Source organism: Acidovorax sp. FG48, assembly GCF_057809085.1.
The window spans coordinates 221,223-244,940 of record NZ_JBMDJH010000005.1 but is presented as its reverse complement, the minus strand read 5'-3'; the positions used below and the strand labels follow the sequence as shown (position 1 = coordinate 244,940).

Here is a 23,718-nt window from a genome sequence, read left to right as displayed (position 1 = left end):
GCTCGGCGGCCTGCGCGCAGACCGCTTTCGTCTATCCAACCGCACTTCCTAACGAGGACCACCATGAGCGTTTACGACAAGCTGAAAGAACTCAACATCACCCTGCCCCCCGTGTCAGTGCCCGCCGCCGCGTACGTGCCCTATGTGCAGACCGGCAACCTGGTGTTTCTGAGCGGCCACATCGCCCGCAAGGACGGCAAGCCCTGGGCCGCACAGTTCGGCCGCGACATCGGTACCGAAGAAGGCAAGCAGGCCGCACGTGCCGTCGCCATCGACCTGATGGGCACGCTGCAAGCCGCCTGCGGTGGCGACTTGAACCGGGTCAAGCGCATCGTCAAGGTGATGAGCCTGGTGAACTCCACCGGCGACTTCACCGAGCAGCACCTGGTGACCAATGGCGCGAGCGAACTGCTGGGCCAGGTGTTTGGCGAAAAGGGCGTGCATGCCCGTAGCGCCTTTGGCGTGGCCCAAGTCCCCCTGGGCGCATGCGTGGAGATCGAACTGATCGCCGAACTGGCCTGACCTTCGGCTCTCCAGCAAAAAGCCCTTGGCATCGCTGCCAAGGGCTTTTTTGTTGCCTGCGGCCCGCCAACTCCACCACCGGGTTGCGCAAAAGGCGCCGTGCGCGCTGACTCGAAACCGGTGCGATCCCAGCACCCGTCAGAAGGACTCCCAATCCTCCTCGGCTCCCGCCGTAGCGCCCTGCTTCGCGTTTTTCTGGCTCCCTGTCTTGGCGACCGATGAGGGAGCGGGCGCCTTGGCCAGAGCGGCAGGGGCGCTGGTGGTGCCGATACGGGCCGCTGAAGCGGTAGTACCGCTAGCGGCGGGCGCTGGAGTTGCGCGGGCTGGAGACAGGCTGGGGGTGACCTTGGCGGCGCCGCGCGCCGCACCGATGGCGGCCTGGGCTGGGCCGTAGCTGGCGGCGTTCACCTTGAACATGGACACCTCGCGCGCCAGATGGTCGGCCTGCTCGCGCAGGCTCTGCGCTGCCGCAGCGCTTTCCTCCACCAACGCGGCGTTCTGCTGGGTCATCTGATCCAGGTTGCTGATCGCCTTGTTGACCTGCGACACCCCCGCGCTCTGCTCGGACGATGCGGCAGTGATCTCGCCAATCATGTCGGTCACGCGCTGCACAGACTGCACGATGTCGGTCATGGTGGTGCCCGCGTCAGACACCAGGCGCGAGCCGGTCTCCACCTTCTCGACCGACGCGCTAATGAGCTGCTTGATCTCCTTGGCCGCCTCGGCGCTGCGCTGAGCCAAGCTGCGCACCTCGCTGGCCACCACGGCAAAGCCACGGCCCTGCTCGCCAGCCCGCGCGGCCTCCACGGCCGCGTTCAGCGCCAGGATGTTGGTCTGGAACGCAATGCCATCGATCACACCGATGATGTCCGCGATCTTCTTGCTGCTGTGGTTGATGTCCTCCATGGTGGCCACCACCTGTGTCACCACCTCGCCGCCCCGGCGCGCCACGCCAGTGGCCCCCGCAGCCAGGCTGCTGGCCTGCTGGGCGCTGCCCGCGCTCTGCTGGATGGTGCTGGTGAACTCCTCCATCGCGGCCGCCGTCTCCTGCAGGTTGCTGGAGGTTTGTTCGGTGCGGGCCGACAGGTCCTGGTTGCCGGTCGCGATCTCGGCGCTGGCAATGGCAATGCTGTCTGTGCTCTGGCGCACCTGATGCACCATGCGCCCCAGGGCGTTGCTCATGGCATAGAGCGAGCGCAACAGGTCGCCAAACTCGTCGCCGCGCGTGACGGACTCTTGCTGGCTCAGGTCGCCGCCTGCAATGCGCTCGGCCAGGCCATGGGCCTGCGCTAGCGGCCGCTGGATGCTGCCGATCAGGTAATACGCCCCCACGATGATGGCGAGCAGAAGGAGGGCCACGGCCACCGCCGCGATCTTGACGGTGAGCATGCGCTCGGCCGCCATGGCTGCCTGCGTGTCTGCGGCGTTCTTCTGCTGCTGGGCCACGAACTCACGCAGTGCCGTGAGGTAGGCCACCACGGACGGGTTGTACTTCTGATTGATCAGCGTCACGGCCTGGTCTTGCTGGCCGTCGCCCTTGAGCTTGCGGGCCTCACCACGCAGGTCGATCATGGTCTTGCGGGCGGCCGCGATCTTGTTCATCTGGGCCTTGTCAGCGTCGGACAGGGCCATGGATTCGAGTGATTTTTGCACCTCGCTGATCTGGGCCGAGGTGGCCGCAATGACGTCCTTGAACTCGGCCTCCACCGCCGGGTCGTTGCTCACGATCAGCGCCTGGGTGCGCGCGGCATTGGTTTCGGTCAACCCCGACCAGCGCAGGGCGGCCTGCACCCGCGCCTCCATCTCCTTGCTCACGGCATCGGCCTGGGCTTGCACTTTGGCCGAACGGTAGGCCGCAAACCCCACCACGGCGACCAGCATGACCACGATCAGAATCACAGCCAGCCACAGCTTGTGGGCCATCCTCAGTTGTTTGGGCATGGAGGTCTCCTGGAGTGTGTTTGTCACGAGATGTTGCTCGCTTTCCGACAATTGCACAAACCAGGAGCGGCCGCATGAGGGTCATCCCCAAGCGCCACTGGGCGCGCAGCCAAAGGCGCAGGGTGCGTCAAACGCGTTTCGCGCATCCCGCTCCAGCGGCAGTGACGACGCTGGGAGCGGCGAAAAACGCAGCGAGATGGCCCCGGCCGAGCGCTGCGCCAGAGGCAATGCTGCAGCAGGGACATGGCCGCAGGACGCAGCAAAGAACGCCAGAAGCCTTGTGCGAGCCGCTGTTACTCAACCCGCGTCACCGCCTGGGGCTTGAAGCCCAGGTCCGCCGCCTTGCCCTTGCGGCCGCGTGCGGCGCGGGCGTTGTTCAGGCTGCGGATCTCCAGCGTTTCGTCGCGCTGCTTGCCGCCCCGGCCAATGCCATCGAGGCGGATGCTGCGCGTATAGGCGGCCGCGCCTGCGAGCTGGTCCTTGTCTTCCAGGTCGATCAGCATCAGCCCCCGGCCGCCGTTGGCCATGGTTTTCAGCTCGGTGATCTCGAACGTAAGGATGCGCCCGCCCGTGGAGGCGCAAGCCACATGCGTGGCGGGCACCACCGGCTTGCTGCCCGTGCCGCCTGCGGCGTGCGAGGGCACGCACACGGTTTCGCCCTCGCCCAGGGTGATGAAGGCCTTGCCGCCCTTCTGGCGCGAGACCATGTTCTCCACCGCCGCCAAGAAGCCGTAGCCGCCCGAGTTGGACAGGAGCAGCGTGGCGTTGGCAGGCCCCGCAAAGTAGTGCAGCAGCTGCGTACCGGCTTCCAGCTCAATCAGCGTGGTCACCGGCTGGCCATCACCCCGCGCGCCCGGCAGCAGCGACACGGCCACCGAGTACACGCGGCCGTTGCTGCCAAAGGCCAGCAGGGTATCGACCGTGCGGCATTCAAACGTGCCGTACAGCCCGTCGCCCGCCTTGAAAGCAAAGCTGGCGGCCTCGTGACCGTGGCCAGTGCGGGCGCGCACCCAGCCCTTTTGCGAAACGACCACCGTGACGGGCTCGTCCACCACCTTCACTTCGGCCACAGCCTTTTTCTCGGCCTGGATGAGGGTGCGGCGTGCGTCGGCAAAGGTCTTGGCGTCCGCCTCGATCTCCTTGACCATGGTGCGACGCAGCGAGCCTGGGTTGTTCAGGATGTCCTCGAGCTTGCCCTGGCTTTCGCGCAGTTCTTTCAGCTCCTGCTCGATCTTGATGGCTTCCAGCCGCGCCAGCTGGCGCAGGCGGATTTCGAGGATGTCTTCGGCCTGGCGGTCGCTGAGGTTGAAGCGCGCAATCAGCGCGGCCTTGGGCTCCTCGGCATGGCGGATGATGGCAATCACCTCGTCGATGTTGAGCAGCACCAGTTGCCGCCCTTCGAGGATGTGGATGCGGTCCAGCACCTTGTTCAGCCGGTGCTGGCTGCGGCGGGTGATGGTGGTCTGGCGGAAGGCGATCCACTCTTCCAGCATCACGCGCAGCGACTTCTGCACAGGCTTGCCGTCGAGCCCCACCATGGTGAGGTTGATGGGCGCCGAGGTCTCCAGGCTGGTGTGTGCCAGCAGCGCGGTGATCAGCTCTTGCTGCGGAGTCTTGCCGGTTTTGGGCTCGAACACCAGGCGCACGGGTGCGTCTTTGCTCGATTCGTCGCGCACCACGTCCAGCACCGCCAACATGCTGGCCTTGAGCTGGGTCTGGTCCTGGCTCAGCGCCTTCTTGCCCGCCTTGACCTTGGGGTTGGTGATTTCTTCGATCTCTTCCAGCACGCGCTGCGTGCTCACGCCGGGCGGCAGCTCGGTCACCACCAGTTGCCACTGGCCACGCGCCATGTCTTCGATCTTCCAGCGCGCGCGCACCTTCAGGCTGCCGCGCCCCGTGCGGTAGGCGTCCGCAATGTCACTGGGGCTGCTGATGATCTGTCCGCCGCCGGGGTAGTCCGGGCCGGGCACGATGGCCAGCAGTTCGTCCTGGCTCAGCGTTGGTGTCTTGATGAGCGCCACGCACGCATCGGCAATCTCGCGCAGGTTGTGGCTGGGGATCTCGGTGGCCAGGCCCACGGCAATGCCGCTGGCGCCGTTGAGTAGCGCGAAGGGCAGACGGGCGGGCAGTTGGCGAGGCTCTTCCGTGCTGCCGTCGTAGTTGGGCATGAAATCGACGGTGCCTTCGTCGATTTCGTCGAGCAGCAGACTGGTGATGCGCGACAGGCGGGCTTCCGTGTACCGCATGGCCGCAGCGCCGTCACCGTCGCGGCTGCCGAAGTTGCCCTGGCCGTCGATGAGGGGGTAGCGCTGCGCAAAGTCCTGCGCCATGCGCACCAGCGCGTCGTAGGCCGACTGGTCACCGTGGGGGTGGAACCGGCCCAGCACATCGCCCACAACGCGGGCACTCTTGACGGGCTTGGCCGCCGTGTTGCGCGTGGGGCCGCTGTAGCCCAGGCCCATGCGGTCCATCGAATACAAGATGCGCCGCTGCACGGGCTTGAGGCCGTCGCACACATCGGGCAGCGCACGGCCCTTGACGACCGACAGCGCGTATTCCAGGTAGGCGCGCTGGGCGTAGCCCGCCAGGCCCAGGGAGTCGCCCCCGTCATCGCCTGCGGTGGTGAAATCAAGAGTGGGTTGGTCGCTCATTCGTTCGGAATCGTCGGTAAGGGTTCAAACGCGGTCTGCGGCGCGCTGCGGGTCTGTGCCACCTGGGTGGGCGGCAGGTTGCCCCGGTTCTGCGCGCCGCCCGATAGCTCCATGCGCACACGGCCCGGCAGGGCGCGCTGTGTCAACACGGGCGCTGGCGGCTTGAGCTGGGCGTACAGACCCAGCACGGTGCGCACGTAGTTTTGGGTTTCCTTGAAAGCTGGCACCTGGTTGCCCGCCTTTTGCACGGCGCCTTCGCCCGCGTTGTAGGCGGCCACGGCCAGGTCCATGCGGCCGGGGAACAGGTCCAGCAGGTAGCGCAGGTAACGGGTGCCGGTGGGCACGTTCACAGCGGGGTCGGCCAGTTTTTGCTCCACCGTGCGCTTCTTGTCCGCACTCACGCCAAAGCGGCTGGCCGTAGCGGGCATCACCTGCATCAGGCCCACGGCGCCCTTGGGCGATACGGCGGCGGCGTCAAAGCCGGACTCGGTGGCGATCACGGCCTGCAGCAGCTCATAGTCCACGCCATGCTGGGTGGACGCAGCGCGCAGGTGGTGCTTGACGCGCTTGTAGTCCGGCGCAATGTCGAAAAACGCCAGCAGGCGCGCGCCCGCTGCGGGCAGCGCGTAGGGCAGGGGCGAAGCATTGGCCGGTGCGTCCCGCGTTGAGTCAAAGTCGTTGCCGCGAAAAAACAGCTGGTAGCGCGCATCGACCTGCTCCGCCGCAAAGTGCGTCACGCCGCGCTCGTCCACATGCGCCCACAGGTCTGCACGGGCCGTTTGCTGTAAAAAGCAGAGCAAACAACCCAACACATACCAGCGCAAGCGGCCGATTTGGCGAAATGAGGTCATGGCAGGCGGCTCGGGCGCGTATGACGCTGCTCTTCAGATATCGACCTCGACAGCATCGCCATGCAGCTCCATCAGTTCGCGGCGCGCGGCGGCTTCGCCCTTGCCCATGAGCTTGGTAATCAGCCCCTCGGTGGCGGCAAAGTCCATGTCGCCCAGCTGCACGGGCAGCAGGCGGCGGGTGTCGGGGTTGAGCGTGGTTTCCCACAGCTGCTCGGCGTTCATCTCGCCCAGGCCCTTGAAGCGGCTGATCTGGCACTTCTCGCGCGGCACGCCGTCCTTTTCGGCCTTGTCCAGAATGGCGGCCAACTCGCCTTCGTCCAGCGCGTACATCTTGGCCGCAGGCTTCTTGCCACGCACGGGCACGTCCACACGGAACAGCGGCGGGCGCGCCACGTAGATGTGGCCAGCCTCGATGAGCTTGGGGAAATGGCGGAAGAACAGCGTGAGCAGCAGCACCTGGATGTGCGAGCCGTCCACGTCGGCATCGGACAGGATGCAGACCTTGCCATAGCGCAGGCCGCTCAGGTCGGGGGTGTCGTTGGGGCCGTGCGGGTCCACGCCAATGGCTACCGAGATGTCGTGGATTTCGTTGTTGGCAAACAGGCGGTCGCGCTCCACCTCCCAGGTGTTGAGCACCTTGCCGCGCAGCGGCAGGATGGCCTGGCTTTCCTTGTCGCGGCCCATCTTGGCGCTGCCACCAGCCGAGTCGCCCTCGACCAGGAACACTTCGTTGTGCGCCGTGTCGCGGCTTTCGCAGTCGGTGAGCTTGCCGGGCAGCACAGCCACGCCCGAGCCCTTGCGCTTTTCAACCTTCTGGCCCGCCTTCTGGCGCGTCTGCGCGGCCTTGATGGCCAGCTCAGCGAGCTTCTTGCCGTATTCGACGTGCTGGTTGAGCCACAGCTCCAGCGCCGGACGCACAAAACCGCTGACCAGGCGCACCGCGTCGCGCGAATTCAGGCGCTCCTTGATCTGGCCCTGGAACTGCGGGTCCAGCACCTTGGCCGACAGCACGTAGCTGGCGCGCGCAAACACGTCCTCGGGCAGCAGCTTCACGCCCTTGGGCAACAGACTGTGCAGTTCGATGAAGCTCTTGACGGCGTTGAACAGGCCGTCGCGCAGGCCGCTTTCGTGCGTGCCGCCCGCGCTGGTGGGAATCAGGTTGACGTAGCTCTCGCGCATGGGCTGACCGTCTTCGGTGAAGGCCACGGCCCAGGCGGCGCCCTCGCCTTCGGCAAAACTTTCGTTGTTGCGGTCGGCAAAACCCTCGCCCTCGAACAGCGGGATCACCGGATCGCCGTTCAGCGTCTGCATCAGGTAGTCGCGCAGGCCGCCTTTGTACTGCCACGTTTGCGTGTCGCGGGTTTTCTCGTTGACCAGCTGCACCGTTACGCCGGGCATGAGCACGGCCTTGCTGCGCAGCAGGTGGGTCAGCTCGCCCATGGGCAGGGCGCTGGATTCGAAATACTTGGCGTCGGGCCACACGCGCACCGAGGTGCCCTGCTTGCGCTCGCCCGCCTCCAGCGGCCGGGCCACCAGGGGCTCGATCACATCACCAGCCGCAAACACCAGCCGCGCCACCTTGCCCTCGCGATAGCTGGTGGCCTCCAGCCGGGTAGCCAGGGCGTTGGTGACCGACACGCCCACGCCATGCAGGCCGCCCGAGAAGCTGTAAGCCCCGCCTTTGCCCTTGTCGAACTTGCCACCTGCGTGGAGGCGGGTGAAGACCAGCTCGATCACCGGCGCGTTTTCTTCCGGGTGCATGCCGAAGGGGATGCCCCGGCCATCGTCTTCCACACTGACCGAGCCGTCGGCGTGCAGGGTGACGCGGATCTTCTTGCCGTGGCCGGCCAAGGCCTCGTCGGCGGCGTTGTCCAGCACCTCCTGGATGATGTGCAAGGGGTTGTCGGTGCGGGTGTACATGCCCGGGCGCTGCTTGACGGGCTCCAGGCCCTTGAGCACGCGGATCGAACCTTCGGAATATTCGCTGGCGGAAGCAGAAGACGGTTTGGCAGACATAGCGGCGGATTGTAGTGCGGCCACCGCCCTGGAGCTGGATAAAAAGACAGTCTTCGCGCGACCCTGGCGGCAACTGTATTGGTCGCGGGTGTATCTGCGCGTTTCACACAATCTGGCTACATTCCTGCGCATGCATATGAATCCTCCCAAACTATCCATGTTCCAGGTGCTGGCCTGCGGCGCGGCCATCGTGACCCTGTCCATGGGCACCCGCCACGGGTTCGGGCTGTGGCTGCTTCCCATCACCCAGGAGATGGGCTGGACGCGCCAGTCGTTCGCCCTGGCCATCGCCATCCAGAACCTGTCCTGGGGCCTGATCGGGATCTTTGCGGGCATGGCGGCCGACCGGTTTGGGGCCTTCCGCGTCCTGCTCGGTGGAGCGGTGTTGTATGCCTTGGGCCTGGCAGGCATGGCCCTGTCACCCACGCCCACGTTATTTGCACTGACGGCTGGCGTGCTGATTGGCGCGGCCCAGGCGGGCACCACCTATGCGGTGATTTACGGCGTGCTGGGGCGGCAGATTGCGCCTGAAAAGCGCTCCTGGGCCATGGGCGTGGCGGCGGCAGCGGGCTCGTTCGGGCAGTTTCTGATGGTGCCGGTGGAAGGCTGGCTCATCGCGGGCCTGGGCTGGCAGCAGGCGCTGCTGGCGTTGTCGATGGCGGTGCTGCTGATCGTGCCGCTGGCCTTTGGCCTGCGGGAGCCGGGCTTCAAGGGCACGGCCCCGGTCAAGCGCGACCAGACCATTGCGCAGGCGCTGGGCGAGGCCTTCCGCTACCCCAGCTTCAATCTGCTGATGGCGGGCTACTTTGTGTGCGGCTTTCAGGTGGTGTTCATTGGCGTGCACATGCCCAGCTACCTCAAGGACCACGGCCTGTCGCCCCAGGTGGCCAGCTATGCGCTGGCGCTGATCGGGCTGTTCAACGTATTTGGCACCTACATCGCGGGCACGCTGGGCCAGCGCATGCCCAAGCGCCACATCCTTGCCTTCATCTACTTTGCCCGCGCGGTGGCGATCAGCATCTTCCTGCTGGTGCCGCTGTCGCCGCTGTCGGTGTACGTGTTCTCAGCGGTGATGGGCGCGCTGTGGCTGTCCACCGTGCCCCCCACCAATGCCACCATCGCGCAGATCTTCGGGGTGCAGCATTTGTCGATGCTGGGCGGCTTTGTGTTCTTCAGCCACCAGATCGGCAGCTTCCTGGGCGTCTGGCTGGGGGGCTATCTGTATGACGCTACCGGCAGCTACGATATCGTCTGGTACATCGCGATTGGTCTGGGGATTTTTGCCGGGCTGGTGAACTTGCCGGTCAAGGAAAGCCCGATCTCGCGCAGCAGCCCACAACCCGCCTGACCTGTTGGACCCCCTCCCTGCATGAGCCACACCACCCCGCCCCGCAAAACCACGCCGCGCGCCCTGCGCTGGCTGGGCGGCGCCGTGGCCGTGCTGCTGTGCCTGGTGGTGTTTGGCTTTTACACCGTGCCCGAATTCATGGTGATGCTGGCAGACCAGATGTGGGCGTGTTTTTGACCTGCTCCACAACATTTTCAAGCGTTTTTGGCCGCAAGCGATAGTGAGTCATGCGCTGGCAGCTATCATTTTTATAGTCTCATGCATGGTATGCACGGTACAGAGGCCCCTTCGGAATGGGTGCGGCGCTGGAGCCACCTGATCGCCCCCCACAGCGCCGTGCTGGACGTTGCCTGCGGCGCCGGGCGCCACCTGCGCCATCTGCGCGAACAGGGGCACACGGTGGTTGGCGTAGACCGGTCGGCCGGGGCGCTGGCCGCCTGCGAAGGGCTGGGCGAGCTAGTGCAGGCCGACATCGAAAACGGCCCCTGGCCTTTTGCAGGCCGCCAGTTTGGTGGCGTGGTCGTCACCAACTACCTGTGGCGCCCCTTGCTGCCCACCATCGTGGCCAGCGTGGCGCCGGGCGGGGTGCTGATCTATGAAACCTTTGCCCAGGGCAACGAAACCGTGGGGCGCCCCGCCCGGCCTGAGTTTCTGCTGACGCCCGGCGAGCTGCTGCACGTGTGCAAGGAATTGCGCGTGGTAGGTTATGAAGACGGCTTCATCGACGAACCTGCGCGTTTCGTGCAACGCATCACGGCCGTACGGGAACTCCCGCAGGCGGGCGGACCCTCACGACATCTTTTGCCCATCGGGGCTAGTTAGAATGCCCTTTTACCGTTTACCACTGCGGACATGACTTCTTCTTCCGTGCCACTCACCGGCAGCATCGTCGCCCTCGTCACCCCCATGCATGAGGACGGTAGCGTGGACTACCCCACTTTGCGTAAACTGATCGACTGGCACATCGCCGAAGGCACCGATTGCATCGGCGTGGTGGGCACCACGGGCGAGTCCCCCACGGTGAACGTGGAAGAACACTGCGAAATCATCCGCGTGGCCGTGGAACAGGCCGCCAAGCGCGTGCCCATCATGGCCGGCTGCGGCGCCAACTCCACCGCCGAGGCCATCGAACTGGCCAAGTTCGCGCGCGGCGTGGGGGCCGACAGCCAGCTGCAGGTGGTGCCCTACTACAACAAGCCCACCCAAGAGGGCCAGTACCAGCACTTCAAGGCCATCGCCGAAGCCACGGGCGACCTGCCCATCGTGCTGTACAACGTGCCCGGCCGCTCGGTGGCCGATATGCAGCACGACACCGTGCTGCGCCTGGCCCAGGTGCCCGGCATCATTGGCATCAAGGAAGCCACCGGCAACATTGAGCGCGCCCAGTGGCTCATCCGCGACGTGCCCAAGGGCTTTGGCGTGTACTCGGGCGACGACCCGACCGCCGTGGCCCTGATGCTCTGCGGTGGCCACGGCAACATCAGCGTGACGGCCAACGTGGCCCCGCGCCTGATGCACGAGCTGTGTGTGGCCGCCCTGGCGGGCGACGCGCGCCGGGCCATGGAAATCCAGTTCAAGCTGATGCCCGTGCACAAGAACCTGTTCGTCGAAGCCAACCCCATCCCGGTCAAGTGGGCCATGGCCCGCATGGGCCTGTGTGGCGGCACCATGCGCCTGCCCATGACGCCTCTGGCCAGCAGCAATGAGGCTGTGGTCGAGTCGGCACTGCGCACCAGCGGCCTGATCTAATTCGGGCTTTGCGCCCGCTCTCAGAGACACCTCCCAAGGATTTCCGCGTGAAAGCTGCTACCACCCGCCTCAGCCTGCTGGCCCTCGCCATAGCCCTGTCCGCCTGCTCCACCAGCATTCTGGAAGGCGACAAGATCGACTACAAGAGCGCCGCCAAGGGCTCGTCGCTGGAAGTCCCACCGGACCTCACCCAGCTGTCGCGCGACTCGCGCTACGCCATGCCGGGTGGCTCGGTCTCTGCCGCCGCCATGCAGGCCGGCCAGGCAGCGCAGCCGTCGGGCAACGCCAACGCGGCGGCCCTGCAGCTGGGCGACGTGCGCATCGAGCGCGATGGCAACCAGCGCTGGCTGGTGGTCAACCGCCCTGCCGACAAGCTGTGGGAGCCCGTGCGCGACTTCTGGCTGGAAAGTGGCTTCACGCTGGCCCAATCAGAGGCCAATGTCGGCATCATGGAGACCGACTGGGCTGAGAACCGCGCCAAGCTGCCGCAGGATTTCATCCGTTCCACCATCGGCAAGCTGATGGAGTCCCTGTACTCCACCGGCGAACGGGACAAGTTCCGCACCCGGCTGGAACGCAATGCCAATGGAGGCACCGAGATCTACATCACCCACCGCGGGATGGTCGAGGTCTATGGCAACGTCACCAAGGACAGCACCGTCTGGCAGCCTCGCCCCTCCGACCCGGAACTCGAAACCGAATTCCTGCGCCGCCTGATGGTCAAGCTGGGCGTGAGCCAGGAGCAGTCCAAGGCTGTCGCCGCAGCCCCCGCACCACGCACCCAGGCAGCCCGCATGGCCACGGTGAACAATGTGCCGGTGGTGCAGCTGGACGAAGGTTTTGACCGCGCATGGCGCCGTGTGGGCCTGGCGCTGGACCGCACCGGCTTCACGGTGGAAGACCGCAACCGCAATGAAGGCACGTACTTTGTGCGCTACGTGGCGCCGGACACCGAGAAGAAAGAGCCAGGCTTCTTTAGCAAGCTGTTCAGTTCCACGTCCGCAACTCCTCCGCTCAAGTACCGTATCGTGGTGCGCAGCCAGGGTGAAGCAACCACCGTGTCGGTGCTCAACGAAGCCGGCGCCCCCGAGACCTCGGCCAATGCCGAGCGCATCGTGCGCGTGATTGCTGACGATCTGAAATAAGCGGCGCAGGCCGAAAGGCCGCCACCCACACCTCTGGAGCCCCCTCCACCTTCGGGTGGACGGTGGCTCTGGTTTTTTGGGCTGCCACAAACCCATTCTTTCGCCCCGCCATGCTCCGATTCAAGAACCTGGGCAGCGGCAGCACCGGCAATGCCACGGTGGTCGAAGGCCGCAGTGGCAGCCAGGTGCGCCGCCTCTTGATCGATTGCGGGCTCGGCATCCGGCAATTGCAGGCCCGCTTGGCACAGGCGCAGTTGCAGGTGGAAGACCTGGACGCCCTCTTCATTACCCACGAACACTCCGATCACATCGGCTGTGCCCAGACCCTGGCGCTGCGTTTTCGCATTCCCGTGTGGATGAGTGAAGGCACGTACGCGGCCCTGGGCGCGCCAGACCTGGACGGTTTGCTGCAGGTAGCCCACGACATGGAAGCAATCGACATGGGCGCGTTCGAAGCCCGCCCGTTCACCGTGCCGCACGATGCCCGAGAGCCTCTGCAGCTGCGCTGCTCCGACGGCGCCGCACACCTGGGTGTCCTGACCGATCTGGGCCATGCCAGCTCCCATGTGCTGCAGCAGCTGCAGGGATGCCACGCCCTCATGATCGAGGCCAACCACGACCCCGACATGCTGGCCGCATCCCGCTATCCACCGTTCCTGAAGCGCCGCGTAGGGGGGCTGTATGGACACCTGGCCAACACAGCAACCGCAGAGATCCTGCGCGCGGTGCAGCATGACGGCCTGCAGCGCGTGGTGGCGGCGCACCTGAGTGCGCAGAACAACCTCCCCGCCCTTGCCCGTCAGTCACTGGCCGCCGCGCTGGGGTGGGCGGATGAGGAGATCCAGGTCGCCAGCCCTACCGAGGGGACGCAATGGTTCGACGTGAACTCTTGATGGCCCGAACCGTACGCCCTTGAATGCCTCACCCTGACGAAGGGCATAAAAAAAGCCCCGGACCTTGCGGTGCGGGGCCGTGGCACAGGCCGACCTTGGGGTCAGCCCAGAGCCTGCAGCGATTTACTTGGCTGCGGAAGCGCCGGTAGCGGCGGTGGCAGCGGCGTCAGCAGCAGCCTTGGCAGCGTCAGCGGCAGGAGCAGCAGCGTCAGCAGCAGGTGCAGCGGCGGCAGGAGCAGCAGCGTCGGAAGCGGCAGGAGCTGCTGGCTCGGCGGCGGGAGCAGGTGCTGCGGCGGGAGCTTCCACAGGAGCGGGAGCGGGTGCTGGAGCGGGTTCTTCCTTCTTGCCACAAGCGGCGAGTGCAGCAGCAGCGATCAGGGCGGCCAGAACGAGAGAGTTCTTCATTTCGATTTTCCTATTTGGACAGACAGAATCTTGAAAAGCCACGGCGTCAGGCTTCCTGAGCCCATGCACGCATTGGCACAATGCACTTGGTTGCACCTTTTTGGGCACAGCCGCAGATTATATTGGTATTTAGTCAATACTGACTAACACTGACGAAAGCTTTACGCCAGCTTGACTTTGCGCAGTATCCCGGCGGGCGCGACCGCCGCGTGGCGCCCTGCCAACGGGCGTTCCCCAAAATGGGGCAAAAGCTACAACCCCAGCGTGGTGGAGGGGAATCCAGGCGCGCTCTTGCTGCGCACCCACTCGTTGAGCGTCTCATGCAGCATCACCCTGCGATCGGCCTCGCTGCCAGTCACCCCCACGCAGCGCTCGGGATCGAGCCGGTGCAGCACCCATTGCGGCGACCACAGCGCACTGGGCAAGTCCAGCGGGTCGGCGGCCGGGCTGCGGCGGCAGGTGATGATGTGGTCCCAGGTGCCACGCCAGCGCACAAAGCGGGCATGGCGGCGGATCACGTCGTCATAACTGCAAGCCAGCATGGTGAAGCGCCGGCCGCTCCGGGCCCAGTCCTGCAAGGCCTCGACCACCGCACGCTCGCCCAGGGGCCAGTCATGGAAGTTGGCATCGCTGATGAAAATTTCCTGCCAGCCATCCCGCGCCGCCGTGGCAATGGCGTCGCGCACCAGTTGCTGAAACGTCTCGCGCCCGCTGAATCGCCCGCTGGGCAAGTCGCGCAAAGGCTCGGCAGAGGGGGTGGCTGTATCGGTCATCACTGGCTCCTGGTCACTCTCCACCGGCCCAGACATGGGCCCAGCCCGCATCGCACCACGACGAAAGCAGTTCCAGCGCGTCGTCGCTGGCCCGGGCCAGATCCCGCGCCGATAGCCGGCGCTCATCCGCCAGGCGCCGCATCAGCGTGGCGTCACGCCCCGCTGCGCGGTAACTTTCGCCGTTGATGAAGATGTGGTGTGCGTCGTACATCATGCGGCTCTTGCGGTCCAGCCGCACCCCTTCCAGCATCACCCGGGTGTCGCCCGGCTCAAACCACACGCTGGGCTTGGGCTCGGTGAGGTACTCGCCCAGCGCGCGCTCCAGCACCAAGGGCTGAGCCAGCGCACGCGACAGGGCCTCGCGCGCAAAGTCCTGCAGCCCGGAGGGAATATGCGCTGGCTGCGCCACCGCGTCCTGCCCTGCATCGCGATAGAGCAACGGGTGGTCGTCCTCCCCGGCATCTTCCGCCAGACGCACCAGCAGCTCCTGCGCCAGCTCGGCGCGGGCTGGCGCGCGAAAACCGATGGAATACGTCATGCACTCGCCTTCGGCGATCCCGTCGTGGGCATAGCGCGGTGGCAGATACAGCATGTCACCCGGCTCCAGCACAAACTCTTCCTCGTGCTCAAACTCGGCCAATATCTTCAAGGGAATGCCGTCGCGCAGCGTCAGATCCTTCTGGCGTCCGATGCGCCAGCGCCGCTTGCCGTGCGCCTGCAGCAAAAAGACGTCGTAACTGTCGAAATGGGGCCCTACGCCACCGCCGTTGCTGGCGTAGCTGATCATGAGGTCGTCCAGCCGCGCCTCGGGCACAAAACGAAACTGTTGCATCAGCGCATGCACCGCGTCGTGGTGCAGATCGACGCCCTGCACCAGCAGCGTCCAGTCGGGCTGCTGCAACGCAGGCAGTGCTCGGCGGCTGAAGGGCCCGTGGCGCAGCTTCCAAACGCCTTTGACCAGTTGCACCAGACGCGACTCCACGCCCTCCTGGGCAGCCAGCGCAAACAGCTCGGTCCGCAGCACCGGCGGTGCAAACTGCGGGATCGCCTGGCGCACCAGCAAGGGCTTCTTCTGCCAGTGGCGGCGCATGAATTGCGCGGGAGTGAGGCCGCCGAGCAGCGCCAGGGGTTGCTGAATGTCCATGAGGAAAGTCTTGCCCCTTTGCGGGGCCGTTGGTCAAACTGCGACAATTCTCCTATGGAAATTACCCAACAATGTGTGGTCGCACTGACCTGGACCCTGAAAGACACCCTGGGCGAAGAGCTGGATGTGCTTGACGAGCCCGTGGAGTTTTTGGTGGGCGGTGATGATCTCCTGCCCCGCATCGAAGAGGCCTTGCAAGGCCATGGCCCGGGCGCCAAGCTGGCGCTGCACCTCGAACCCGAGGACGCCTTCGGTGACTTCAATGACCAATTGCTGTTCTTGGAGCCACGCGCCCTTTTCCCCGCCGAGATCGAAGAAGGCATGACCTTTGACGGCATGGCGCTGCCCGAAGGCTGCAACCCCGATGCCCCCCGCACCGCCCTGTACACCGTGGCCGAGATCTACCCCGACCACATCGTGCTCGACGGCAACCACCCGCTGGCGGGCATCGCGCTGCGCCTGCAACTGACCGTGGAGGCCGTGCGCGAGGCCACCGAAGAGGAGATTGGACGCGGCACGGCAGGAACCGGCTTCTTCCGCGTTCAGCCCCAGGCTCCAGGCAGCTCGTTGCTGCACTGATCTCCCTAAGAACCGGTTCAAAAAGCACAACGGGCGCCCCGAATCAAATCGGGGCGCCCGTTTTTTGTGGTGTCGATCAGATCACATGCGCGAGATCTGGCCGTTGTACAGACGCACGCGGTCACCGATGCGCAGGTCACCCGGGCTGCTCACGTCGTACACGCGGTAGCCACCTTGGTCCAGCTGCACAGACAGCCGGTATCCCTGCACGTATTCCTGGTTGTTGCGGCCTTCGATGGCGTTGCCAGCCACTGCACCACCCAGCACGCCCACCGCAGTGGCTGCGGCGCGACCCGTGCCCTTGCCCACCTGGTTGCCCAGCACGCCACCCACCACGGCGCCCAGAACGGCACCCGTGCCAGTGGTCTGGCCTTGGCTGCGTCCTTGCAGGACCTCAATGTTGGAAACGCGGCCATATTCTGTGCCCGCTTGTTGCTGCGGATAGGCAGGAGCCGTCTGGTACCCACTGGAATAGCCGCCGGAATACTGCGGCGCGGGGGCGGGGCGGCTGTGGCCGCAAGCGGCCAGCGAAGCAGCCAGAACCACGGTGCCCACGAGGGCGAGAGGACGGTGGAATTGCATGTTCAATCTCCTGAAGTTGTCGGGCTACGCATTGGCAAAAGAATCCAGAAAGATCCCAGCTCAATGCCCATGTGCTGATTGGAACAACGCCCGAGGATGCCGTAGCGTAGACACAGGGGCCATCGGGAGGTCGGTAACAGACCCATCGAAACGTAAGCGGATTCTTACAAACCAGCTACGCGCCCCCGGGCACCACGCCATCAGCTGGTGCGCGTCAGGACTTGCCCGTGGAGCCGTACCCGCCCTCACCCCGCTGTGTGGCTGCGAACTCGGTGACGACGTTGAACTGGGCCTGCACCACCGGAACGATCACAAGCTGGGCCAACCGCTCCATGGGCTCCAAAGTGAAAGCCACGTTGCTGCGGTTCCAGGCGCTCACCATGAGCTGCCCCTGGTAGTCGCTGTCGATCAACCCCACCAAGTTGCCGAGCACGATGCCATGTTTGTGGCCCAGGCCCGAGCGCGGCAAGATCAGCGCGGCATAGCCTGGGTCTTGCAGGTAGATCGCAATGCCGGTGGGTACCAGTTGCCAGGCGTTGGGCTGCAGGGTCAGCGGCGCATCCAGGCAGGCACGCAGGTCCAGCCCCGCGCTACCGGGCGTGGCATAGGTCGGCAATTGGTCCGCCATGCGCGGGTCGAGAATCTTCACGTCAATCTTCACGGTTTTTTCTTTCCTGTTCCTAATCCTGTACCACTGCGCTGCTGCGCCACTTGTCGCAAGCGATCCTGCAAGGCTTGCGTCGCTGTATTCATCCCCGAGGCTTGAGCCCCTCCGAGCTGCGCTGCCGATTGCATCAGCCAGCCCAGCCCCCACCACACCACGCCCATGACCACCAAGCCGGGCAACGAGCCATGACCGAGCAGGAAAAGTGCGATGCCGTGCAACACCACCATCACGAGCAACACCGCACGCACCGTGCGCAATACACCGGCCAGCGGTCGCATCGCCTGCAGCAGATCGGGCGGCAGAGCCTGGGCTTGTGCACCGGCGTTGGGCGCCCGGGCTGCTCTGCCGACAGCGGCAGCAGCGGCAGCGGCAGCAGGAGCCTGCGTCACCGGGGCTTTCTGCAGAGGTTTCTGGACAGTCAGGCGCTCCACGTAGGCCGCAAAATCGCCATCAGACGGCGTGTCCCAATCAGGCTTGGTAGCACCAGTTGTCATCACACCTCCCCACGGTGGTGATCGTCAAGAACGCATAGATGGCAAACGCGCGGCGATCTCCGCAATGAGCTGCTGCGCCAGCACCCGTTTGGACGCGCGGGGCAGCTCGCGGTGGCCCTGCGCGTCCACCAGCAACAGTGCGTTATCGTCCTGCCCAAAGGTGGCGGGGCCGATATTGCCAACCAAGAGAGGGACACCCTTGCGCGCCCTTTTGGCTGTGGCATGGGCCAGCAGGTCATGGCTTTCGGCGGCAAAACCCACGCAGAAAAGGTCGCCTTCCAGCGCATGGGGCGACCTGGCGATGGTGGCCAGAATGTCGGGGTTCTCGACAAACTCCAGCGATGGGGACTGGCCTGAGCCGTCTTTTTTGATCTTCTGGTCAGACGCGTGGGCCGGGCGCCAGTCGGCCACCGCAGCCGTGGCAACAAACACCGAGGCAGCCTGCACATGCCGCTGCACGGCCGCCAGCATTTCCTGAGCAGATTGCACATTGACGCGCCGCACACCGCGTGGCGTGGGCACATGCACAGGCCCCGCGACCAGGGTGACATCGGCACCCGCCTCGCGCGCCGCACGGGCCACGGCAAAGCCCATCTTTCCGCTCGACAGGTTGGTGATGCCACGCACCGGATCGATGGCTTCAAACGTGGGCCCCGCCGTGACGAGCACCGACCGGCCTGCAAGGGTCTTGGGCGTGAAAAAAGCGATCAGCTCGTCCAGCAACTCCAGCGGCTCCAGCATGCGGCCGTCACCCGTCTCGCCACAGGCCTGGTCGCCATTGCCCACGCCCAGCACCACGGCGCCGTCCTGCGCCACCTGCGCCAGATTGCGTTGCGTGGCGGGATGGGCCCACATTTCGCGGTTCATGGCAGGGGCCAGCAGCAAAGGCACGCGCTGCGCGGGGCGCGCCAGACACAGCAGGCTGAGCAACTCGTCCGCACGCCCCTGCACCAGGCGCGCGATGAAGTCCGCACTGCACGGCGCGATCAGGATCGCGTCGGCCTCGCGGCTCAGATTGATGTGGGGCATGTTGTTGGGCTCGCGGGCATCCCATTGCGAGCCATACACCGTGCGGCCTGACAGGGCCTGCATGGTGACCGGGGTGATGAACTGCTCGGCCGCCTCGGTCATCACCACCTGCACGGTGGCGCCCTCCTTGATGAGCTGGCGGCACAGATCGGCCGCCTTGTAGCAAGCCACGCCCCCACTCAGACCCAGAACAATGTGTTTGCCAGCAAGCTCATTCATGGGGCGAATTTAGCAGACGGGGGTGACCCTGCCCCCGGGGGTGTCGCCGGGGTGCCATCTATAATCCCAATTTCCCACCACCAAAAAAGACATGACCAAATTTGTCTTCGTCACCGGCGGTGTGGTGTCTTCCCTCGGTAAGGGAATCGCCTCAGCCTCCCTTGCCGCGATCCTCGAATCGCGGGGACTCAAAGTCACCCTCATCAAGCTTGACCCCTACATCAACGTAGACCCGGGCACCATGTCGCCGTTCCAGCACGGCGAGGTGTTCGTGACCGATGACGGCGCAGAAACCGACCTGGATCTGGGCCACTACGAGCGTTTCATCGAAACGCGCATGAAGAAAACCAACAACTTCACCACGGGCAAGATCTACCAGTCCGTGCTGGAGAAGGAACGCCGCGGCGACTACCTGGGCAAGACCGTGCAGGTCATCCCCCACGTCACCAACGAGATTCAGGAATTCATCAAGCGCGGCGCCGGCATCGGTACGCCCGATGCCGTGGACGTGGCCATCGTCGAGATCGGCGGCACCGTGGGCGACATCGAGTCGCTGCCGTTCCTGGAAGCCGTGCGCCAGATGAGCCTCCGCATGGGGCCGAACAACACGGCCTTCGTGCACCTGACCTACCTGCCCTGGATTGCGGCAGCGGGCGAGCTCAAGACCAAGCCCACCCAGCACACCGTGCAAAAGCTGCGCGAAATCGGCATCCAGGCCGACGCGCTGCTGTGCCGTGCCGACCGCCGCATTCCCGAGGAAGAGCGTGCCAAGATCTCGCTGTTCACCAACGTGCCCGAATGGGGCGTGATCAGCATGTGGGACGTGGACACCATCTACAAGGTGCCCCGCATGCTGCACGAACAAGGCCTGGACGGCCTGATCTGCGACAAGCTGCGCCTGAACACCCCGCCCACCAGCCTCAAGCGCTGGGACGACCTGGTGCACGAGACCGAGCACCCCCAAGGCGAAGTCACCATCGCCATGGTCGGTAAGTACGTGGACCTGTCGGACAGCTACAAGTCCGTGAACGAGGCCCTGCGCCACGCCGGCATGCGCAACCATGTGCGCGTGAAGATCGACCATGTCGATTCCGAAACCATCGACAGCGCCGACGCAGCCGCCAAGCTCGCCAAGTACGACGCCATCCTGGTGCCCGGCGGCTTTGGCCAGCGCGGCGTGGAAGGCAAGATCGCCACGGCCCAGTTTGCGCGCGAGCGCAAGGTGCCTTACCTGGGCATCTGCCTGGGCATGCAGGTGGCCACCATCGAATACGCGCGCCATGTGGCCGGCCTGGCCAACGCCAACAGCACCGAGTTCGACCCCACCACGCCCCACCCCGTGATCGCCCTGATCACCGAGTGGAAGGACGCCGACGGCACCATCAAGACACGCGACGAGAACTCCGACCTGGGCGGCACGATGCGCCTGGGCGCGCAAAGCTCGGACGTGTCCAAGGACACGCTGGCGCACAGCATTTACGGCGATGTGGTCACCGAGCGCCACCGCCACCGCTACGAAGCCAACGTGAACTACCTGGACCAGCTGCGCAAGGCAGGCCTTGTGATCTCGGCGCTCACGCAGCGCGAGCAGCTCACCGAGATCGTGGAGCTGCCGCAAAACGTCCACCCCTGGTTCATCGGCGTGCAGTTCCACCCCGAGTTCAAGTCCACGCCCTGGAACGGCCACCCGCTGTTCAACGCCTTCATCAAGGCGGCCGTGGAACACCAGCAAGCCGCGAAAAAAGCCTAAGGGGACCTCACCATGCAGCTGTGCGGATTCAATGTCGGCCTGGACCAGCGTTTCTTTTTGATCGCGGGCACCTGCTCCATCGAGGGCCTGGAGATGTCGCTCGAGGTCGCGGGCCAGCTCAAGCAAGCCTGTGCCCCACTGGGCATTCCGCTGATCTACAAGGGCTCCTTCGACAAGGCCAACCGCTCCTCCGGCACCAGCAAGCGCGGTGTGGGGCTGGAAGCGGGCTTGAAGATCCTCGATGAGGTGCGCCGCCAGCTGCAGTTGCCCATCCTGACCGATGTGCACGACACCTCGCACGTGGCCGAGGTGGCCAGCGTGGTGGATGTGCTGCAAACGCCTGCCTTTCTGTGCCGCCAGACTGATTTCATCCGCGCCGTGGCGCAAAGCGGCAAGCCGGTCAACATCAAAAAGGGCCAGTTCCTTGCGCCCTGGGACATGAAGAACGTCATTGACAAGGCCCGATCGGCAGCAGCCGAGGTCGGGCTGTCAGAAGACCGGTTCCTGGCCTGCGAGCGCGGCGTGAGCTTTGGCTACAACAACCTCGTGGCAGACATGACCAGCCTGGCCGAGATGCGCAACTCCGGCGCCCCGGTGGTGTTCGACGTGACCCACTCGGTGCAAAAGCCCGGCGGCCTGGGCGCCGTGAGCGGTGGCGCGCGCGACATGGTGCCCGTGCTGGCGCGTGCCGGTGTGGCCGTGGGGGTTGCGGGCCTGTTCATGGAAACCCACCCCCGCCCCGCCGAGGCCTGGTCGGACGGCCCCAACGCCGTGCCACTCAAGCACATGAAGGCGCTGCTGGAGACCTTGGTGGCGCTCGACGACGTCACCAAGAAAAACGGATTCCTCGAAAACAACTTTGGAGCTTGAGACATGAGCAGTGGTTACGTCATCGCATCCGTCACCGTCACCAACCCTCAGCAGTACGAAGAGTACAAAAAGTGGAGCACGCTGGCCATGCAGGCGCATGGCGCCGAGGTGTGCATTCGCGGCGGCAAGGTGGAAGTGCTGGAAGGCGACTGGAACCCCGGCCGCACCGTGCTGCTGAAATTCCCGAGCTTTGAGGCCGCCCGTGCTTTCTACGACACGCCCGAGTACCAGAAAGCCAAGGCCGCCCGCGAAGGCGCAGCCATCATGCGCATGGTGTGCGTCGAAGGCGTCTGAGTCCACACACCAGCCTTGCTCACTAATTAATAGCTGCTAGCGCTTATACATCGTGCGCTAGAGACTGATTTGATTTGAAACTTCTGCAAAAGGAAAACCATGAGTGCCATCGTTGACATCGTCGGTCGCGAGATTCTGGACAGCCGCGGCAACCCCACCGTCGAATGCGACGTGTTGCTCGAATCGGGCGTGATGGGCCGGGCCGCCGTGCCGTCGGGCGCCTCCACGGGCAGCCGTGAAGCCATTGAAATGCGCGACGGCGACAAGGGCCGCTACCTGGGCAAGGGCGTGCTCAAGGCCGTGGAATACATCAACACCGAGATCAGCGAAGCCGTTCTAGGCCTGGATGCCTCCGAGCAGGCCTTCCTGGACAAGACCCTGATCGACCTCGATGGCACCGAGAACAAGAGCCGCCTGGGCGCCAACGCCATGCTGGCCGTGTCGATGGCTGTGGCCCGCGCCGCCGCCGAAGAGTCTGGCCTGCCCCTGTACCGCTACCTGGGCGGCATGGGCAGCGTGCAACTGCCCGTGCCCATGATGAACGTGATCAACGGCGGCGCACACGCCAACAACAGCCTGGACCTGCAGGAGTTCATGATCATCCCGGTGGGCGCGCCCACGTTCCGCGAAGCCGTGCGCTGGGGCGCCGAAGTGTTCCACGCGCTCAAGAAGATCCTGCACGACAAGGGCATCAGCACCGCCGTGGGCGACGAAGGCGGCTTTGCCCCCAGCGTTGAAAACCACGAAGCAGCCATCCGCCTGATCCTGCAAGCCATCGAAGCTGCGGGCTACACGGCAGGCGAGCAAATCGCCCTGGGCCTGGACTGCGCCGCGAGCGAGTTCTACAAGGATGGCCACTATGTGCTGGAAGGCGAAGGCGGCCTCAAGCTCACCGCCCAGCAGTGGACGGACATGCTGGCGGCCTGGGTGGACAAGTACCCGATCATCAGCATCGAAGACGGCATGCACGAAGGCGACTGGGACGGCTGGAAACACCTGACCGAACGCCTGGGCGACAAGGTGCAGCTGGTGGGTGACGACCTGTTCGTGACCAACACCAAGATCCTGAAGGAAGGCATCGACAAGCGCATCGCCAACTCGATCCTGATCAAGATCAACCAGATCGGTACGCTGACCGAGACCTTCGCTGCGATCGAGATGGCCAAGCGCGCCGGCTACACCGCCGTGATCTCGCACCGCTCGGGCGAGACCGAGGACAGCACCATTGCCGACATCGCGGTGGGCACGAATGCGGGCCAGATCAAGACCGGCTCGCTGTCGCGCTCGGACCGCATCGCCAAGTACAACCAGCTGCTGCGCATTGAGGAAGACCTGGGCGACATCGCGCAGTACCCTGGCCGCGCTGCGTTCTACAACCTGCGCTGAGCCCCTGGCAGCCCTCGCCTGAGCGAGCCCTCCATTGGTCTCCCGCATCGTCCCCGTCATCCTGCTGGCCTTGCTGGCAGCGCTGCACGCCCAGCTCTGGCTGGGGCGGGGCAGCGTGCCGCGCGTCAATGCGATGCAGCGGCAGATTGATGTGCAGAAGGCGGCCAACGAACAGGCCCGCCAGGCGAATGCGCGGCTGACCTCGGAGGTGCACGATCTCAAGGAAGGCCTCGATATGGTGGAAGAAAAGGCGCGCAGCGAGCTGGGCATGGTCAAGCCCAACGAGGTGTACGTGCAGTTCACACCCCGCTGACCTGCCGTGCGGGGTCACTCAGCCGCCTTGGACCACCCCGCACCGTCCACACCCACAACGCAGCCATTGACCAATGGCCTGCGCTTCATTCACCCCC

The 23,718-nt window shown here is 65.1% G+C and carries 24 protein-coding genes; 13 read left to right on the top strand and 11 right to left on the bottom strand.

The window, feature by feature from the left end:
* Positions 1–63: 63 nt before the first annotated feature.
* On the top strand, positions 64–522 hold the full coding sequence (locus ACODSU_RS09980) for a RidA family protein (protein WP_488842060.1): 459 nt from the start codon (positions 64–66) through the stop codon (positions 520–522).
* Positions 523–660: 138 nt separating this feature from the next.
* Here ACODSU_RS09980 and ACODSU_RS09975 read toward each other — a convergent pair whose 3' ends face one another.
* The 4 genes from ACODSU_RS09975 to ACODSU_RS09960 all read right to left on the bottom strand — a co-directional run bounded on the left by ACODSU_RS09975 (position 661) and on the right by ACODSU_RS09960 (position 7,981).
* Entirely contained in the window at positions 661–2,463 is a 1,803-nt protein-coding gene (locus tag ACODSU_RS09975) for a methyl-accepting chemotaxis protein (protein ID WP_488842058.1), read from the bottom strand.
* A gap of 293 nt (positions 2,464–2,756) precedes the next feature.
* Positions 2,757–5,114: a DNA topoisomerase IV subunit A gene (parC, locus tag ACODSU_RS09970; protein WP_488842056.1), complete on the bottom strand. Its 2,358-nt coding sequence runs from the start codon at positions 5,112–5,114 to the stop codon at positions 2,757–2,759.
* Positions 5,111–5,965 carry a lytic transglycosylase domain-containing protein gene (locus ACODSU_RS09965; RefSeq protein WP_488842054.1) on the bottom strand — a complete coding sequence of 285 codons (855 nt, stop codon included), beginning with the start codon at positions 5,963–5,965 and terminating at the stop codon, positions 5,111–5,113. Before ACODSU_RS09965 ends, parC begins: the two co-directional genes overlap by 4 nt.
* A gap of 33 nt (positions 5,966–5,998) precedes the next feature.
* Positions 5,999–7,981 (bottom strand): DNA topoisomerase IV subunit B, encoded by a 1,983-nt coding sequence (locus ACODSU_RS09960; RefSeq protein WP_488842052.1) that lies wholly within the window; start codon positions 7,979–7,981, stop codon positions 5,999–6,001.
* Between the two features lie 130 nt (positions 7,982–8,111).
* On the opposite strand from ACODSU_RS09960, the gene ACODSU_RS09955 reads away from it, so the two are divergent.
* From ACODSU_RS09955 to ACODSU_RS09930, 6 genes are all read left to right on the top strand, one after another.
* On the top strand, positions 8,112–9,329 hold the full coding sequence (locus ACODSU_RS09955; RefSeq protein WP_060986400.1) for an MFS transporter: 1,218 nt from the start codon (positions 8,112–8,114) through the stop codon (positions 9,327–9,329).
* Between the two features lie 21 nt (positions 9,330–9,350).
* Positions 9,351–9,506: a hypothetical protein gene (locus tag ACODSU_RS09950; protein ID WP_203422208.1), complete on the top strand. Its 156-nt coding sequence runs from the start codon at positions 9,351–9,353 to the stop codon at positions 9,504–9,506.
* A 90-nt stretch (positions 9,507–9,596) separates the two neighbouring features.
* Complete coding sequence (locus ACODSU_RS09945) at positions 9,597–10,151, top strand: class I SAM-dependent methyltransferase (protein WP_488842172.1); 555 nt, start codon at positions 9,597–9,599, stop codon at positions 10,149–10,151.
* A gap of 30 nt (positions 10,152–10,181) precedes the next feature.
* Complete coding sequence (gene dapA, locus ACODSU_RS09940) at positions 10,182–11,078, top strand: 4-hydroxy-tetrahydrodipicolinate synthase (RefSeq protein WP_015013342.1); 897 nt, start codon at positions 10,182–10,184, stop codon at positions 11,076–11,078.
* Positions 11,079–11,125: 47 nt separating this feature from the next.
* Positions 11,126–12,223: an NlpB/DapX family lipoprotein gene (gene bamC, locus ACODSU_RS09935; protein ID WP_291441650.1), complete on the top strand. Its 1,098-nt coding sequence runs from the start codon at positions 11,126–11,128 to the stop codon at positions 12,221–12,223.
* A 110-nt stretch (positions 12,224–12,333) separates the two neighbouring features.
* Entirely contained in the window at positions 12,334–13,116 is a 783-nt protein-coding gene (locus ACODSU_RS09930) for an MBL fold metallo-hydrolase (protein WP_060986408.1), read from the top strand.
* 123 nt (positions 13,117–13,239) lie between these two features.
* Here ACODSU_RS09930 and ACODSU_RS09925 read toward each other — a convergent pair whose 3' ends face one another.
* The 3 genes from ACODSU_RS09925 to ACODSU_RS09915 all read right to left on the bottom strand — a co-directional run bounded on the left by ACODSU_RS09925 (position 13,240) and on the right by ACODSU_RS09915 (position 15,438).
* The gene (locus tag ACODSU_RS09925) at positions 13,240–13,521 is read right to left on the bottom strand and encodes a hypothetical protein (RefSeq protein ID WP_043565263.1); all 282 of its coding nucleotides are present in this window, start codon (positions 13,519–13,521) and stop codon (positions 13,240–13,242) included.
* Positions 13,522–13,772: 251 nt separating this feature from the next.
* A complete protein-coding gene (locus tag ACODSU_RS09920; RefSeq protein ID WP_015013338.1) occupies positions 13,773–14,294 on the bottom strand; it encodes a hypothetical protein in 522 nt (173 codons plus the stop codon).
* A 13-nt stretch (positions 14,295–14,307) separates the two neighbouring features.
* The gene (locus ACODSU_RS09915) at positions 14,308–15,438 is read right to left on the bottom strand and encodes a JmjC domain-containing protein (protein ID WP_488842048.1); all 1,131 of its coding nucleotides are present in this window, start codon (positions 15,436–15,438) and stop codon (positions 14,308–14,310) included.
* A 54-nt stretch (positions 15,439–15,492) separates the two neighbouring features.
* Here ACODSU_RS09915 and ACODSU_RS09910 point away from each other — a divergent pair, with 54 nt between their 5' ends.
* Positions 15,493–16,017 (top strand): FKBP-type peptidyl-prolyl cis-trans isomerase, encoded by a 525-nt coding sequence (locus tag ACODSU_RS09910; RefSeq protein ID WP_488804380.1) that lies wholly within the window; start codon positions 15,493–15,495, stop codon positions 16,015–16,017.
* A gap of 81 nt (positions 16,018–16,098) precedes the next feature.
* Here the strand turns inward: ACODSU_RS09910 and ACODSU_RS09905 are convergent, their stop codons facing one another.
* The 4 genes from ACODSU_RS09905 to coaBC form a co-directional block, all read right to left on the bottom strand.
* Positions 16,099–16,599 (bottom strand): outer membrane lipoprotein, encoded by a 501-nt coding sequence (locus ACODSU_RS09905; protein WP_015013335.1) that lies wholly within the window; start codon positions 16,597–16,599, stop codon positions 16,099–16,101.
* A gap of 214 nt (positions 16,600–16,813) precedes the next feature.
* A complete protein-coding gene (gene dut, locus ACODSU_RS09900; protein WP_015013334.1) occupies positions 16,814–17,260 on the bottom strand; it encodes a dUTP diphosphatase in 447 nt (148 codons plus the stop codon).
* The gene (locus tag ACODSU_RS09895; RefSeq protein ID WP_488842046.1) at positions 17,257–17,697 is read right to left on the bottom strand and encodes a hypothetical protein; all 441 of its coding nucleotides are present in this window, start codon (positions 17,695–17,697) and stop codon (positions 17,257–17,259) included. The genes dut and ACODSU_RS09895 overlap by 4 nt, the downstream gene beginning before the upstream one ends.
* Positions 17,698–17,784: 87 nt before the next feature.
* A complete protein-coding gene (coaBC, locus tag ACODSU_RS09890; protein ID WP_488842044.1) occupies positions 17,785–19,008 on the bottom strand; it encodes a bifunctional phosphopantothenoylcysteine decarboxylase/phosphopantothenate--cysteine ligase CoaBC in 1,224 nt (407 codons plus the stop codon).
* 91 nt (positions 19,009–19,099) lie between these two features.
* Between coaBC and pyrG the strand changes: the two genes are divergently transcribed.
* From pyrG to ACODSU_RS09865, 5 genes are all read left to right on the top strand, one after another.
* Positions 19,100–20,758 carry a CTP synthase gene (gene pyrG, locus ACODSU_RS09885; RefSeq protein ID WP_488842042.1) on the top strand — a complete coding sequence of 553 codons (1,659 nt, stop codon included), beginning with the start codon at positions 19,100–19,102 and terminating at the stop codon, positions 20,756–20,758.
* 12 nt (positions 20,759–20,770) lie between these two features.
* Positions 20,771–21,628: a 3-deoxy-8-phosphooctulonate synthase gene (kdsA, locus tag ACODSU_RS09880; protein WP_488842041.1), complete on the top strand. Its 858-nt coding sequence runs from the start codon at positions 20,771–20,773 to the stop codon at positions 21,626–21,628.
* A gap of 3 nt (positions 21,629–21,631) precedes the next feature.
* Positions 21,632–21,922, top strand: coding sequence for a DUF1330 domain-containing protein (locus ACODSU_RS09875; RefSeq protein WP_295942159.1), 291 nt, complete (start codon positions 21,632–21,634; stop codon positions 21,920–21,922).
* 99 nt (positions 21,923–22,021) lie between these two features.
* Entirely contained in the window at positions 22,022–23,308 is a 1,287-nt protein-coding gene (eno, locus tag ACODSU_RS09870) for a phosphopyruvate hydratase (protein WP_291435998.1), read from the top strand.
* Positions 23,309–23,342: 34 nt separating this feature from the next.
* A complete protein-coding gene (locus tag ACODSU_RS09865; protein ID WP_056061693.1) occupies positions 23,343–23,621 on the top strand; it encodes a septum formation initiator family protein in 279 nt (92 codons plus the stop codon).
* The last annotated feature ends 97 nt before the right edge of the window (positions 23,622–23,718 follow it).